The sequence below is a fragment of the Pseudenhygromyxa sp. WMMC2535 genome (assembly GCF_011083025.2).
This window is the reverse complement of the sequence record NZ_JABJWV010000001.1, coordinates 6,014,014-6,028,603: the sequence shown is the minus strand read 5'-3', so window position 1 is coordinate 6,028,603 and position 14,590 is coordinate 6,014,014. Positions and strand designations below refer to the sequence as shown.

Here is a 14,590-nt window from a genome sequence, read left to right as displayed (position 1 = left end):
CATGGACTCGTCCATCGCGTCCATCTACCCGCTCTACCTGGCCGCGAGCCTGTTCCTCGTGGGCCTGTGCGGGGCGGTGCTGCGGCGCTCCATGCTCGCGGTGCTCCTCGGCGTGCAGCTGATGTTCGTGGGCGTGGCGCTGATCTTTGCGACCTACGCCCAGCAGCACGGCGAGGGCGCGGGGATCGGCGTGGCCGCGCTGATCTTGATGGTCGGCGCCCTCGAGGTCGCGCTCGCGGCCGCCGTAATCTTGCGGGCCTATCACGCGGGTGGAGCCCAGGCCGCGGCCGAGCTGCTCGCGGACTGGAGCGCGGGGCCCGAGCGCCTCCGAGACGAGGAGCCAGAGCCGGACCCGGACCCGGAGCCAGAGCCAGACAGCGAGCAGGCGCGAGAGGAGCCACGAAGGTGATCCGCGAGTTTCCGCTGTGGGCCTGCGTGCTGCTGCCGTGGTGCACGGCCCTGCTCCCCCTGGTCTTCGCCCGCCCGCTGATGGCCCTGCTCGGCCCGCGGCGCGCCGCCTTGCTCAGCCAGTACCTGAGCCTGGGCGCCTCGGCCCTCGTCGCGCTCTTTTGCGTCCAGGGCATCGACGCCCTGCTCGCCCCCGAAGATCCCCGTGCCCTCGGCCAAAGCCCCTGGCCCGAGCTCTTCCCGCCGGTCACCGTGGGCGAGCTGCGCCTCGAGCTCGCCCTGGTCGGCGATCGTCTCTCGGTCAGCACCGCCCTGCTCATCGCCGCGGCCATGGTGCTCGCGCGCTTCTTCATGGGCGGACAGGCCGGCCTGCGCGACCTCGGCCTCGACGAGGCCTTTGGCCTGCGCGCGTGGCTTCAGCAAGACGGCCCGCCCCCGCCGGCGCTCGTCGCCCTCGAGGCCGATCCAGCCGTCCGCGACGCGACCCTCGGGGCCCTGCGTCGCCTCGGCCTGCTCGGCCTGCTCGAGGGCGCGGCGATGCTCGTGGTCCTCGCGGGCGACCTCGGCCTGGCGCTGATCGGCTGGGCGGCCCTCGGGGTCGGCTCGGCCGCCGCCGTCGCGCGCCGCCTCGGCGACGAGCGTCGGGCGAGCGCCGCCACCCGGGTCCTGGCCCTTGGCGTCGCCGGCGACCTCGGCCTCGGCGCGGCCGGCATCGCCCTGGTCCTCGCGGGCATCGGCCTCGCGCACACCGGGCTGTGGGCGCCGCTGGTCGGCGATCAGCTCTACGCGATCGGCCTGCTCGGGCTGCCCAACGCCGACCTGATCGCCAGCTTGCTGCTCGCCGCCGTGTTCTTGCGCATGCTCTCCCTCGCCCCGGCCGGCAACTCCCTGGCCGAGGCCGCGCTCGAGGCCGCGCTGATCCCCGTCCCCGCGATCTACCTGCTGCTTCGCTTCCAGCGCGTGCTCGCCTACTCGCCCTCGCTGCTCGCCTACACCCTGATCTTCGGCATGCTCCTGGCCGCCGGAGGTGCCGCCGTCGCGCTCTTGCGCCCTCGGGTCGCCCTCGGTCGCCGGCGCGCTCGGCCGGGCATCGAGCAGGGCCTCGCCGGCACGGCCGCGGCCTGGACCGGGCTCTTCGCCATGGGCGTGGGCGTCGGGGCCTGGCGCGGCGCCGCCTTGCTGCTCCTGGCCTTCACCCTCAGCCGCCTCGGCCTGCGCGCGGCCCTGGTCATCGCCGGGCCCAGCAGCCTCGCGCCCTGGACCGCCCGCGTCGGCCGGCTGTCGTGTTGGATGGTCGCCGGCGTCGCCCCGGCCCTGAGCTTCGCCGCCATCGCGCAGCTCCTCGTCGACGTGCTCACGCGCAAGAGCCTGCTGGCCCCCCAGGTCGGCTGGCTGGCCGCGGCCATCGTGCTCCTGGTCTGCTTCGCCCACGCCGCCGCCATCGCCCGGATCTGGTACGAGGCCCTGCGCCCCGACGAGCGCCGGCCGGTCCAGGAGCCGAGCGAAGACGGCCTCGACTTCGGCCCCCTGGCCCTGTGCGCCCTGGCCATGCTCACCCTCGGCGTCGTCAGCTTCGCCGCCTGGTTTGGCCTGCTCGAGTCGCCCCTCGCCTGGCTCGACAGGGTCCTGCCCCTCGCCGGCGGCCACGAACTCGCGCCCCTCGGCCCGCGCCAGTCCTTCCGCAGCGGCCTCGAGATCAGCCGACCGTGGAAGGCCGGCGGCGCCGCCCTCGTCGCCCTGGTCACCGGCTTCGCGTGGACCTGGGCCCGCGAGCGCTTTCGCGGGGTCGCCCGCGAGGAGCCCCAGCTGGTCACCGCCAGGCGGGCCGCCGAGTTCGTCCTCGCCGGGCCGCGCAAGCTGCTCCGCGCCGCGCTCCTGGTCCTCGCCGGCCTGTCCGAGCTCGCCGCGCAGGGCGTGGGCCACGGGCTGTTCGAGTCCATCCCCCAGATCGCCGCGCGCGTGCTCGGGGATCTGTCCGCCGCCGCGAGCCTGCGCCTGCGTCGCTTCGACGGCGCCGAGCGGGCCGTGGTCGGGCTGCTGCTGGGCGTGGCCGTGGTCCTCGGCTGGGTCTACGCCCGGCCCGACGCCGCCAGCTTGCTGCCCGCCGACGACTACTCCTTTGGCGGCCTGCGCCCCAAGCTGATCCGCGCCGGCGGCTCGAAGTCCGACAGCGAAGAGACGGCGAGCCCCGACGCCACCGCGCCGGGTGCCGATGTTGGCGCGCCTCCCGCTGTGAACCCTGCCGTGGGAGACGCCGTGCTCGGTGATCAGCCCAGCCGCGAGCCCGCGCGCATCGAGGAGGTCCCGCGATGAGCGAGGTGTTCGGCTCCCTGCCCGGCGCGGCCGTGCTCGCGCCGCTGATCACCGCGCTGCTCGTCGGCTCGCTCCCGCGCAGCGAGCCGGCCCTGGCCCGCGGCCTCGGGCTGCTCGGCGCCCTGGTCGAGCTGTGCGTCCTGCTCGCCCTCGTCGCGCGCTTCGACGCCGCCGGGCCGGCCCTCCAGGCCGTGGTCTCGGCCGCCTGGATCCCCAGCTACGGCGTGAGCCTGACCCTCGGCGTCGCCGGCACGAGCCTGCCCCTGCTGCTCTTGCTCGGGCTGATCGTCCCCCTGGCCCTGATGATCGGCCCCCGCTCGCGGCCCGGGGAGCCCCCGCTGGTCGTCGGCGTGCTCGTGCTCCAGGCGGCCTGGGTCACCGTGCTCCTGGCCCGCGACCTCCTGGTCCTCGCGGCGGCCTGGGAGCTCGCCACGGTCACCGCGGCGGTCCTCGTGGGCGAGCGCGGCGACGGCCGTCGCGGCGAGCCCGGGCGCACCGCCGCGGCCAGGCGCTACGCCGCCCACCTGCTCCCCGGCGCCGCGGCGCTGATCGGCGCCGTGGTCATCCTGGGCGTCTATCACGCCCACGCCACCGGCGGTGCCTGGAGCTGGCAGCTCGACGACCTCGCCGCCGTGACGATCCCGGCCAGCGGCCAGATCGTGGGCTTCCTGCTCCTGCTCCTCGCCCTCGCCCCGGCCCTGCCCCTGCTGCCCTTCAACGGCTGGATGGCCCCCGTGGCGACCAGCGGCCCGACCCCCGTGGTCGCGCTGATCTTCGGCGCCGGCATGCCCATGGCCGTGTTCTTGCTCGTCCACGTGGGCATGCCGGCCTTCCCGCTGATCGCCGGCGAGTGGGCCGATCCCCTGGCGGCCCTCGCCGTGGTCGGGGCCATCTACGCCGCGCTCGCCTGCTGGGCCGAGCGCGAGCCCGGCCGGCTCCTCGCCCACGTCGCCCTGCTCCACCTCGCCCTCGCCCTGCTCGGCGCGCTCTCGGGCAGCGCCGGCGCGTGGGGAGGGCTCGGCCCGCTGCTCCTCGCCCACGGCCTCGCCCTCACCGCCCTCACCGCCGTCTTCCACGGCCTGCGCCGGGCGGGGATCCGCAACCTCGGCGACCTCGCCGGCTGGGCCAGCGTCGCCCCGCGCGGCGCCAGCGTGGCCCTGCTCGCCGTGCTCGCCCTCGCGGGCGCCCCGGGTAGCGCCGGCTTCGTGGGCGAGCTCGCCGTGATCGTCGGGGTCCTGCGCGAGGGCGGCGTCGAGCTCCTGCGCCCGGTGGTCTGGGGCGTGCTCGCGGCCCTCGCCGTGTCCCTGGGCACCTTGGGCCTGCTGCGCAGCATGTGGCACGCCGGCCGCGGCGCCCCCCGCCCAGGCCTCGAGCGCCGCCTCCCGGACCTCGGCCTGCGCGAGAGCCTGACCACCGGCGCCGCCCTCTCGCTGCTCCTGGCCCTCGGTCTCGCCCCCGGCTGGCTGCTCTCGCGCGGCGCCCTCGCCAACCAGGAGGCCGTCGACGACCTCCACCTCGGGCGCTGCCTGGCCATCGAGGGCCGCGATCAGACCCGCCCACGCACCCGCGACGAGTTCGAGTCCCTGTGCCTCGACCCCGTGGGCCGCATCGCCCAGTTCTACGGCCTGACCGCCCTCGCGGCCCATGATCACGCAGGTCACGAGGATCACGAGGATCACGAGGATCACGAAGGCCAAGACGCGCCCGAGGACCGAGACGCGCCCGGAGGTGCCCCATGAACGAGGCCCCGACCCTCGGCGCCGAGCTCCTCGCCACGGCCCCGCTGTGGATCCTCGCCCTCTCGGCCGTGGTCCTGCTGATCGTCGACGCCTTCGCCCGGGCCCGCGAGCCCGGCTTCTTGCGCGGCCCGGCGCTGATCGCCGTGGGCGCAGCCTGGCTGACCACGGCCCGCCAGCTCGGCGCCGAAGACCTCGACCTCGGCGCCTTCCTCTTCGACGGCGCCCTGCTCGTCGACCACCTCACCGTCGCCTGTGACCTCACCGCCCTGACCGCCCTCGCCGGCGTGATCGCCATGGCCCGAGAGCACGGCGAGGCGGCCACGGGCTCGCGCCGCGGGGCCGGCTTTGGCGAGCGCGAGGTGCTCTTGCTGCTCGCGGGCGCCGGCGCCCTGCTCTGCATTCACGCCGGTGACCTCGTCGTGCTCTGGCTCGGCGTCGAGCTGCTCGGCGTCGCCGCCGTCGCCACCATGCTCGCCAGCCACGACGCCGCCGCCACGGCCAGCAAGCGCGCCGCCCTGGTCCGCAGCCTGATCCCCCAGGCCCTCGCCAGCGCGATCTTGCTCTTCGGCGTGTCTTTGATCTTCGCCGCCCTGGGCACCACCAAGCTCGACAACCTGGGCGCCGAGGCCACCGCCGCGTTCGCGCGCTGGGCAGGCATCCAGCGCTGGGTCGGCGCCTTCGAGCAGTTTGGCGCCGAGATCGCCGCCCGCGACCCCGCCATGGCCCGCCAAGGACACAGCGAGATCGTCCGCGGCCTCGCCCCCGTCGCCTTCCTCCTCCCCGGCCTCCTGCTCACCTTGGTCGGCCTGCTCGCCAAGCTCGGCGCCCTCCCCTTCGCCCGTCGACGCGAGCGCATCGAGGAGGCCCCCCTGCACGTCACGGCCCTGTGGTCCACCGTCGCCACCGTCGCCCTGATCTGCGCCCTGTTGCGCTTCTACGTCGGCGCCCTGCACAGCCCGCGCCTCGTCAACCAGCCCTACGGCTGGACCGGCGCCCTCCCGACCATCGCCGCGCTCACCGGCGCCTGGGCGGCCACCGCCGCCCTCTTCCAGCGCCGCCTGTCTCGGGTCGTCGCCCTGCTGTGCACCGTCCAGGTCTCCCTGCTGCTCCTCGGCATCGTCGCGACCGCCAGCTTCCACGGCCACATCGGCGCCGGCCGCCGGCGCATCGCCCCGCAATTCGAGATCCTGTGGTCCAGGATCACCGGCGACGACGCCTATGCGGCCGTCCTCACCCTGCTCGTCGCCCACGTCCTCGCGGGCCTCGGCGCCTTCGCGGCCATCGCCGCTGGCCGCGGGCGCAGCGGCCCCGACGTCCGCATGCAGCACTGGGCCGGCATGGCCGCGCGCCGCCCCGCCCTCGCCCTCGCGTTCTCGATCTGCCTGCTCTCCCTCGTCGGCCTCCCTCCCCTCGCCGGCTTCATCGCCAAGGTCGGCCTGCTGCGCAGCCTCGCCGAGCACAGCGCGATGCGCTGGATCATCCCTCTGCTCGTGCTCGAGCTCGCCGCCTGCGCCTGGGTCGTCTTGCGCATCATCGCCGCCATGTACTTCGGCGGCGAGACCGTCAGCGAGCCCGGCAGCCGCCGCGAGCCCGGCCCCTGGCCGACCCGCGTCGCCCTGCTCATGGCCGCCGCGCTGCTCTTCCTGGGCCTCGACGGACAGCGCCTGATCACCTTCACCCGGCTCCCCGCCGCCAGCGGCTCGTTCGAACCCGGCGACGAAGACCGCCTCGAGTGGCTCGAGCAGCGCCGCGAGACCTGGGCGATCGAGGACGCCAGGATCATCACGGAGCCCGACACAGACCCAGACCCAGACGCTGGGGATACGCCCGCCCTGCCCAGCGAGCCGCTCGAGATCACCCCCGGACCGCGGAGCGTCGACGAGCCCGCGGCCGAGCCTGCGCAAGACGCCGAATTCGAGGCGCCCATGAGCCGCTTGCCCGCCGAGGCCTCCTCGAGCTCGAGCCCGGTGAGCCCGAGCCCCGACGCGCCCTGACCAAGCCAGAGGTGCCTGCGGGGGCCCGGAGAGCTCGGCTCAGAGTCTCTGCGCTCAGCGTCGAGGCGGGGGGGCCCGGGCCAAGCCGCCGCAGCCCCTCGAATTCATCGTGCCGCTGGGGTGAGCTCGAAAGCGAGGGCTCAGAGCCCCGAGAACGCCACCCCGGTCAGCTCCCGAGACACCTCCCAAAGCCGCGCCCCAACCTCCCGGTCGTAGGCCCGCGCGCTCGCCTGCACCTTCACTGGATAGCCCGTCACCTCCATGAACCCCCCGGGCCCAAAGAAGTCGCCCCCGAGCACGTCCACCCCCGTCGCCGCGCGCAGCGAAGGCAGGGCCCCCATCGCCGCGTCCTGAGCGATCACCTTGTTGCCCACGTTCATCACCTTCTCCGCCAGCGACGCCGAGCGCATCCGCGGCCCCGCGAGCTGGAGGTTCGTCGACGAGTAGCCGGGGTGCGCCGCCACCGAGATCGTCTCGGCCCCCGCCGCGTCCAGGCGCCGCTGGAGCTCGAAGCAAAACAGCAGGTTGGCCAGCTTGCTCTGGCCGTAGGCCGTCCACTTCTCGTAGCGCCGCGTCCGCTGGAGATCGTCGAAGCGGATCTTGCCCATGCGGTGCGCCAGGCTCGAGACCGTGACCACGCGCGAGCCCGGGGTGGCGAGCAGCGCCCCGATCATCAGGCCCGTGAGCGCGAAGTGCCCGAGGTGGTTGGTGCCGAACTGCATCTCGAAGCCGTCGGCGGTCTCGCGCCGCGGCAGGGCCATCACGCCGGCGTTGTTGATCAGCAGATCCAGGCGCGGATGGGCCGCGAGCAAGTCGGCGGCGAAGCTGCGCACCGACTCGAGGCTCGCGAGATCGAGGGCACGAAACTCGAGCCGCTCGGCGATCGCCTCCCCCAGGTCCTCTTTCAGCTCAGCCATGGCCGCGTCCGCCTTGGCCTGGCTGCGGCAAGCCATCACCACCTTGGCACCGTGGCCGACCAGCGCCCGAGTGGTCTCGAGGCCCAGGCCGCTGTTGGCCCCGGTGACCACCGCGAGCTTGCCCTGAAGGTCTGGGATGTCGTCTGCGGTCCAGCGCGTCACCGCGCCTCGATAGCACGCTCGCGCGCCCCTGCAAACGTGCCCCCCACCAGCGCGCCTCAAAACCCCGGCCGCGAGCGAGCGAGGTCCCGGCGCGCCAGCCCTGCGCAACAGGCCGACGCGCCGGATCGGGGCGCAGCTCAGCCGCGGCGGCGGCGACGGACGAGGCCCAGCAGACCCAGCGCGGCCAGACCCAGCAGCCAGTCGCGCTCGCGCCCCTCGCTGACCGTACACACGCAGCCGGCCGAGTCGAGCTCGGGGATCAGCTTGGCCTGCTGGCTGTTGTGCTCCTCGAGCAGCGTGTCGATCGCCTCGGTGTTGTCGACCAGGCTGATCAGCGGCGCGTTTTGGGCCATGCCCTCCTGGTCCACGTCCTCCACCCAGGGCATCTCGTCGGAGAAGTCCGGCCAGTCGAGGTCGCTCGAGTCGGGGAAGATCACCTCGCGCCCGTCGGGCAAGGTGAGCGTGGCGCTGCCGTTGCAGTGGTTGGCCTGCGACGCGATCCGCACGGCCTGGACGTCGGGCAGGGTCGTGTTGATCCGGAACATCGGATCGTCGTTCATCTCGCCCGGCGAGATCGTGGTGTACATCCGCGTCAGGTAGGGGTTGGCCGTGACCAGCTCGGCGGCGTTCTTGGATGGCGCGACCACCCGCTCGTCGAGCTTGGCCGCGAACGCAGCCGCGTCCCAGGCCGCGAGGTCGATCAGCTCCTCGTAGCACTCCAGGCAGCTGTAGAAGTTGACGGGCACCACCCCCTCGGGCACCGGGATGAATTCGCTGACGATGCCCTCGAGCAGCGGATGCACGAAGGTGCAGACCTCGTCCCAGTCGCTGTCACAAACGGCCAGGCCCTGGTTCTCGAGCAGCTCGATCGCCCCGATCGGCGAGTCCGTCAGCGCCGCGAAGGGCTCCCCGCTCCACTGCGCGCTGTAGATCGTCTCGGTGTCGACCACCTGGCTCGTGCCCGCGTACTCCGTGACGAAGGCGTTGCCGTCGGCCGAGTCGGCGTCGACGGCCAAGGAGACGACCTCCTTGTAGTTGTCGGCGTTGTTGAACCAGTCGATCTTCAGCGGGTTGACGAGCACGTGGCGGTAGTTGATCGGGACCGTGCGCCCGTCCTGGTAGAAGAACACGCGGATGTCCATGTCCTCCGCGGCGGCGATCCGGGTCAGGCGGACCGGCACGCAGGACTCGGTCCCGGGGTAGCGGATCACCACCGGGTGGATCTCGCCGACCGCGGCGTCGTTGCTGAGCTTGAGGGCGACGAACAAGAACTCCTCGGCCAGGTACTCGGCGAGGATCGGCTCGGAGGCGGGGTCTTGCTGGTAGCCGTTGTCCGCCAGCCACTGCATCACGCCCTCGACGGTGCCCCCGTCGAGCACGGCGATCTCGAAGGCGCCGACGGTGTCCGTGAACACCACATCGGGCGCCCCGTTCTCCCCGCCCCCCTCGTCGTCCCCAACGTCGTCTCCGCCGCCCGAGTCGGCGACCTGGATCGTGTCGTCGTCACCACAAAAGTCGCTCGACACGGACAGGCCATAGCTCGGCACCGAGCCGGCCAAGGTCGCGTCGAAGAGCAGCTGCGAGCCGACCTCGAACTCGGGCAGCGCCGACACGGGGATCACCCAGGCGAACTTCTCGGCGGTGGTCTCGGGGTCGTACTGGATCTGGATGTGGGCCTCGACCCTGTCCTCGCCGATGTGAAAGATGATGTTCTCGCCGGTCTGATCCACGGGCATGGCCTGGGGGCCCGTGTCACAGAAGGTCCCGCCGCAGGCCTCGGCCTCCTGACCGAGCAGCATGGGCAAGGAGAAGGCCGTGGCGACGACGAGGAGGTGGGGAGCGAGGTGCTGGAGGCGATCCATGGTCTATCAGCTGGGCCTGGGTCAATGCGGCCCATTCTTTCGTGCCAGACACGCCAACAATCGATCACCCGAAGATCAAAAAGCCCGGTCCGCCGAAGCGAACCGGGCGTGTGACGCGCAATTTGGCGCCTCTAGCCGGCCGCAACCGGCAACGGAATGTCTGCCTCCCGCTCGATGCCCGCGTAGCTCGGCCCCTCGCCAGGGCCGTCGACGAGGCGAGGGGCCGCGACGAGGCAGCCCACCGCCAAGCTAGCGATCAGCGAGAACACGACGACGACGCGGGCTGGAGAGGCAGACACCGACGTGGCTCCTGAACGGTTCACGATCTCAAGGTGCCCAGACCGCGACGTTTCGATCATGGCTTCGCGCTGGATCTTCGATCTTCGAATCCGGCGGCTGAAGCGCTGGTGCATTTTTGCGCCTGCCTCAGTCCGGGCGCTCGGCCACGGTCACGAAGTCCCCCGCCAGCCGACCGCCGAGGGCGTCCGTGCGCACCCCACAAAAGCCCGCTCCCTCCAGCAGCGCCTCGACCCTGGCCGGCGAGTAGTGGGTGAAGGTCTCGGTCAGCAGCGAGAAGCGAGCCATCTTCTCGTCGCCGGTGTAGCCGATCACCAGGCGGCCGCCGGGCGCGAGCAGGCGCATGAGCTCCGCCGCGGCTCGCTCGGGCGCTGGCCAAAAATAGATCGTGTTGATGGTCGAGACGCGCTCACACAGCGCCGCGCGCAGCGGGGCGTCGGCGATGTCGGCCTGCACCAGGGTCAGCCGACCGGCGTGGATCAGATCGCCGAGCTCGCGCTGCCCGTGGACGACGACCTCGGGGGAGAAGTCGAGGCCGTAGAGCTGCGCCTCGGTGACGATGCGCGCGGCCTCCCGCAGCGCCCGGCCGCCGCCAAAGCCAGCGTCGAGGTAGCTGGTATCGCGGCCGAGCTCGAGCCGGGCCAAGCTCGCGATGATCAGCGGCGAATTGCCCTGGTTGAGCATCCGCGTCATCACGACGCGGCCAAAGCGACCGCTGGGACGGTGGAGCTGCCTGGAGACGAAGCGCCCGAGCCACTGCATGGCGAGACGATCGCACGCCTGCGGCCCCGCGTCGACGCGCTACATTGGCGGGCGCATGCCCCTCGAAGCCTGGCTATCCGAGCTCGACGCGCGCAACGTCGATAACGTCGCGCGCACGCAGAGCTACCTCGAGCTCTATACCTACACCCGCGAGCGCGAGCGCGGCCCCGACCTGCCCTGGCTGCTCATGGCCCACATGGTCTCGCGCAACGCCGGCTACATGATGACCGACCTCGCGCGCGCCCTCGAGGACTCGCGCACGCCTCGTGAAGGGCCGATGCGCGAGGCCCTGCTCAACCTGGTCGCCCTGCTCGAGCGCGCCAACTACCTGATCTTCCACGACGCCTGGTTCCACGTGCTCCACCACCTGCTCGGCAGGACCGCCGCCCTGCCCGAGGGGCGGACCCCGGCGTTCATCCGCGCGGCCTGGACCCGCTACACCGCCAGGCTCGCCTGCGAGGGCCCCAGCCCCGGGCTCGAGCGCGACTTGGTCCTCGACCTCGTGCGCAACGAGCAGCGCTACATCGAAGACCGCGTCGTCAACAACCCCCGGTTCCTGCGGGGGCTCCAGACCATCGCAATGATCGAGGCCGCCGAGCGCGAGAAGCCCCTGGTGCTGCCGGTCGGCGACGCTCAGATCCGCGTGGGCAAGTTCTCCGACATCGATCGCCGCGTCGCCACCGGCGAGCGGATCTACGACGAGGTCCTGGCCGACCTCGAGCGCCGCGAGGCGACCTGGGCCTGGGCCGAGGCGCACCCGCACACGGGGGCGCGGGCCGTCTACGGCGGCCGCGGCGAGCTCGAGCTGCGCGCGTGCTGGCCGGTCGAGCGCATGCGCGAGCTCGACGAGGGCGTCCACGCCCCGCCCGAGCCCGACCCCAACTATCCCTGAGCCACGTGAACCATGACCTACGAGCCGTGAGCACCGAGACCGGCTCTCTCGCGACTTGGCGCAGGTCTCAGCTGCGCACGGCCTCGAGCATCGCCTCGAGCATCGCGCGGGCGCTCTCGAAGCGATCGTCGGGGTCCTTGGCCGTCGCCTTGGCGATGACCACGTCGAGACCACAGACCACCGTCGGCGGCAGGTCGTCGGACAAGTAGGTGCTCACGGGCATCGGCTTGCGCGTGCGCTGGGCGGCGAGCAGGGCCTCGAAGGGGCCACCGACGAGATCCGCGAAGGGGTGGCGGTTGCTCAGCGCCTCGTAGAGGCTCATGCCCGCGGCGTAGACGTCGGCGCGGGCGTCGACCCGGCGGCCGCGCTCGCTCTGCTCGGGGGCGATGTAGCGCGGATCCCCGACGAGGTGGCGCTCCGGCGTCGTCGGGGGCTGCGAGCGATCCAGGGCCACGCCGAAGTCCAGCAGCTTGCTGGTCACGAAGCGGGTGTTGGGATCGCGGGTCACGAACATGTTCTCGGGCTTGACGTCGCGGTGCACGACCTTGCACTCGTGGCTGTACTGCAAGGCCGAGAGGATCTGGCGGAACACGTCGATGACCAGGCGCAAGGGGATGGTCGCGCCGCGGGCCTTGGCCCGGGTGATCAGCGTGCCCAGGTCCCGACCCGGCAGGTACTCCATCACGAACCACGAGATGCCCTGGCCGGGCACGCCGACCAGGTCGAAGACGCGGGCGATGGCCGGGTGGCAAAAGCGGGCGCCCCACACGGCCTCGCGGCGGAAGCGGTCGCGCTCGGACTCGGGGACCTCGGGCTTCATGACCTTCACGGCCACGGCCCGCTCGAGCACGGGATCCCAGGCCTTGTAGACCCAGCCCATGCCGCCCTCACCGATGCAGCCCTCGACGCGGTACTGCTTGGTGTGCGCGAGCATGGTCCCGGCGACGAGGCGATCGTCTTCGGGGTCGACCAAGAACGAGGGGGTGACCAGGCGCGAGGCGTGAGCCGACTGCACGCGCGCGGGGCGGGCCGGGGGGCGAAGCAGCGACTCGGGGATCACCGGTTCCATGGCACCCACCCTAAGCAGCGCGATCGATCCGGGCGAAAAATTGGCGAAAAGTGCGGGCTTGTGGGATCGCGGGGTGGGCGAGCCGCAAAGCTCACGGGCGCTGCGTTACAGCTTGGTGGCGGGGCATGCCCGACGCCTTGCGCAGGCGTCAGCCGCCGGTTATCCCGCGGCCCGACGCCATGACGCGCCTCGCCTCCACCCTCGCCAGCGTGGCCGTGGCCGCCGGACTTTCGCAGGCCATGGCCTGCAAAGCGGTCACCACGGTCCACCCCGACATGCCCATCGAGGTCCAGGCCAAGCCGCCGGCGCCGCCGCTGCCCAACCTGCCTCCCCTGCCCCAGCCGCCGCCTCCGCCCCCCCGGGTGGTCCTCGCGGGCGACGTGCTGACCCTCGACGAGGCCCTGAGCTTCGACGAAGCCGGGACGCTCTCCTCCGAGCACGACGACATCCTCGCCGAGGTCGCGGCCTGGCTCGGCGAGCACGGCGAGGTCCTCGAGCTGCGCGTCGAGGCCTGGAGCGTGGGCAAGGGCTCGCGCCGGGCCCAGCAAAAGCGCGGCGACGCCCTCGCCAAGCAGGTTGTCGACGCGCTGGTCGCCAAGGGCGTGGCCAGCGAGCGCCTCGTCGCCAAGGGCGTCGGCAAGTCCGAAGACGAGCAGCGCCACGTGCTCCTGCGCGTGACCAACCCGGCCCCCGCGCCCAACGCCAGCACGAGCGCCGAAGCAGGAGGACAGTCCAAGTGAAGACGCTGCGACTCGGCCCCGCCCTGGCGACCTTCGCCGCCCTCGCTCCCCTGCTGCTCGGCGCCTGCGTCAAGTGGCAGCGCGAGCCCGACTTCTACGCCGACACCCTCACGGATCTGCTCGAGAGTCGCAGCGACGCCGTCGCGGCCTGCTACGACGGCTACCTCGAGGCCGTGGATCCAGCCGCCCAGGGCGCGCTGACGGTCAGCTTCGAGGTCGAGCGCAACACCGGCGCGCTGACCGGGATCACCGTGGACGCCGGCGCCACCGAGGTCCCCGAGGCCCTCGCCGCCTGCGTGACCGAGGAGCTCGCCTCGCTCACCCTCTCGCCCCCGGACGTCAACACGGCCGACGCCCGCTTCACCTGGGTGTTCGCCCTGGGCTCGGCCAAGAAGCCGCCGGCGGATCCCTTCGCCGGGGCCCAGGACGCCCTGCTCGCCTGCTACGGCGAGCACCTCGCCCAGGTCGACCGCGAGGCCAGCGGCGACCTCGTGATCGACTACGCCTTCGACCCCGAGACCGGGGCGCTGCGCGAGTTCGCCGTCGTCGCCGACGCGACCACGGCCCCCCAGGCCGTGGTCGACTGCGCCAAGGACTCGCTCGCGGCCGCCAAGCTCGACCCCGACAAGCTCGACGCGCGCAACACCGCCGGGCGCCGGACCTTCGAGCTGCGCTACACGCCCTACACCGAAGAGTAGGGCGGAGGCAGCGTCGGGCTCGGCTCAGAGTCTGTGATTTTTTCCCGCACGTCGTCAGGTGCGGGAAAGATTCACGGACTCTCAGCCTGCGCCGGCCTCGACGATCGCCTCGTAGAAGTAGCAACCCTGCGGGCGATCGTCGCCCGCCGCGAACTCGGCGAGCTTGCACTCGCCCCCGCGCAGCGCGTCCATGGTGTTGATCAGCACCTGCGCCGGGACGTCGTTCTCGGCGCCGATGCTCACCCGGATCTCGTGGGGGTAGCGCTCGATGAGCTCGGCGGCCATGGCCTCGAGGCCCGCGTAGTCGTAGCGCTCGTAGTCGTCGGCGGCCGCGCTGGGCCGGGCCAGGGGCAAGGTCGGCGCGCTGCTGTCACGCGCGCGGCCGGCATCGGCCCCGACCTGCTGCTCGGCGCTCGCAACCGAGAAGCCGTCGGCGCGGATGAAGACCTTCAGGTTCAGGGGCTCCACCTGGGGTTGCGTGGGCTCGCTCTTCGAGCAGACTGCGCCGCACAATTTCGGCGGCGAGATGCTGATCGAGGCCATGCTCGCGACCTCCATGGCCAGGAGCAGCGCGGGGATCAGCAGGAACATGATGTTCATGACCGGCAGGACGTTGGCCTCGGGGACATCGAGCTTCTCGGGCTTGCGACTTCGCATGGCGGACAGTCACGGCGCCGGCGCAGAAGTTCCCGCCGCCTCGCCATGGATCCACGCGCGGGCCCGGGCGTTCGCGCTGT

The 14,590-nt window shown here is 72.5% G+C and carries 13 protein-coding genes; 7 read left to right on the top strand and 6 right to left on the bottom strand.

Features of this window, described 5'->3' with window-relative positions:
* Position 1 precedes the first annotated feature (1 nt).
* Genes G6O69_RS23340 through G6O69_RS23325 form a run of 4 tightly spaced genes read left to right on the top strand, consistent with a single transcriptional unit; the run spans position 2 to position 6,454 of the window.
* On the top strand, positions 2–409 hold the full coding sequence (locus G6O69_RS23340; RefSeq protein WP_172305724.1) for an NADH-quinone oxidoreductase subunit K: 408 nt from the start codon (positions 2–4) through the stop codon (positions 407–409).
* Positions 406–2,721, top strand: coding sequence for a hypothetical protein (locus G6O69_RS23335; RefSeq protein WP_172305723.1), 2,316 nt, complete (start codon positions 406–408; stop codon positions 2,719–2,721). Before G6O69_RS23340 ends, G6O69_RS23335 begins: the two co-directional genes overlap by 4 nt.
* Positions 2,718–4,460, top strand: a complete 1,743-nt coding sequence (locus G6O69_RS23330) for a proton-conducting transporter membrane subunit (RefSeq protein ID WP_172305722.1) — start codon at positions 2,718–2,720, stop codon at positions 4,458–4,460. The genes G6O69_RS23335 and G6O69_RS23330 overlap by 4 nt, the downstream gene beginning before the upstream one ends.
* A complete protein-coding gene (locus G6O69_RS23325) occupies positions 4,457–6,454 on the top strand; it encodes a proton-conducting transporter membrane subunit (protein ID WP_172305721.1) in 1,998 nt (665 codons plus the stop codon). Before G6O69_RS23330 ends, G6O69_RS23325 begins: the two co-directional genes overlap by 4 nt.
* Before the next feature lie 140 nt (positions 6,455–6,594).
* Here G6O69_RS23325 and G6O69_RS23320 read toward each other — a convergent pair whose 3' ends face one another.
* From G6O69_RS23320 to G6O69_RS23305, 4 genes are all read right to left on the bottom strand, one after another.
* Positions 6,595–7,533, bottom strand: a complete 939-nt coding sequence (locus tag G6O69_RS23320) for an oxidoreductase (RefSeq protein ID WP_172305720.1) — start codon at positions 7,531–7,533, stop codon at positions 6,595–6,597.
* A 137-nt stretch (positions 7,534–7,670) separates the two neighbouring features.
* Positions 7,671–9,395: a DUF2330 domain-containing protein gene (locus G6O69_RS23315; RefSeq protein ID WP_172305719.1), complete on the bottom strand. Its 1,725-nt coding sequence runs from the start codon at positions 9,393–9,395 to the stop codon at positions 7,671–7,673.
* 131 nt (positions 9,396–9,526) lie between these two features.
* Positions 9,527–9,694 (bottom strand): hypothetical protein, encoded by a 168-nt coding sequence (locus tag G6O69_RS23310; protein ID WP_172305718.1) that lies wholly within the window; start codon positions 9,692–9,694, stop codon positions 9,527–9,529.
* A 127-nt stretch (positions 9,695–9,821) separates the two neighbouring features.
* Positions 9,822–10,454, bottom strand: coding sequence for a class I SAM-dependent methyltransferase (locus tag G6O69_RS23305; RefSeq protein ID WP_172305717.1), 633 nt, complete (start codon positions 10,452–10,454; stop codon positions 9,822–9,824).
* Between G6O69_RS23305 and G6O69_RS23300 the strand changes: the two genes are divergently transcribed.
* Positions 10,453–11,346 (top strand): DUF2515 family protein, encoded by an 894-nt coding sequence (locus tag G6O69_RS23300; RefSeq protein WP_176397040.1) that lies wholly within the window; start codon positions 10,453–10,455, stop codon positions 11,344–11,346. The two genes, G6O69_RS23305 and G6O69_RS23300, sit on opposite strands and share 2 nt — an antisense overlap.
* Positions 11,347–11,413: 67 nt before the next feature.
* Here G6O69_RS23300 and G6O69_RS23295 read toward each other — a convergent pair whose 3' ends face one another.
* Positions 11,414–12,415, bottom strand: a complete 1,002-nt coding sequence (locus G6O69_RS23295; protein WP_172305715.1) for a serine/threonine-protein kinase — start codon at positions 12,413–12,415, stop codon at positions 11,414–11,416.
* 125 nt (positions 12,416–12,540) lie between these two features.
* On the opposite strand from G6O69_RS23295, the gene G6O69_RS23290 reads away from it, so the two are divergent.
* Both G6O69_RS23290 and G6O69_RS23285 read left to right on the top strand, forming a co-directional pair.
* Positions 12,541–13,155: a hypothetical protein gene (locus tag G6O69_RS23290; RefSeq protein ID WP_176397039.1), complete on the top strand. Its 615-nt coding sequence runs from the start codon at positions 12,541–12,543 to the stop codon at positions 13,153–13,155.
* A complete protein-coding gene (locus tag G6O69_RS23285) occupies positions 13,152–13,853 on the top strand; it encodes a hypothetical protein (protein ID WP_172305713.1) in 702 nt (233 codons plus the stop codon). The genes G6O69_RS23290 and G6O69_RS23285 overlap by 4 nt, the downstream gene beginning before the upstream one ends.
* An 81-nt stretch (positions 13,854–13,934) precedes the next feature.
* Here the strand turns inward: G6O69_RS23285 and G6O69_RS23280 are convergent, their stop codons facing one another.
* Positions 13,935–14,510, bottom strand: coding sequence for a biopolymer transporter ExbD (locus G6O69_RS23280; protein WP_172305712.1), 576 nt, complete (start codon positions 14,508–14,510; stop codon positions 13,935–13,937).
* Between the last annotated feature and the right edge of the window lie 80 nt (positions 14,511–14,590).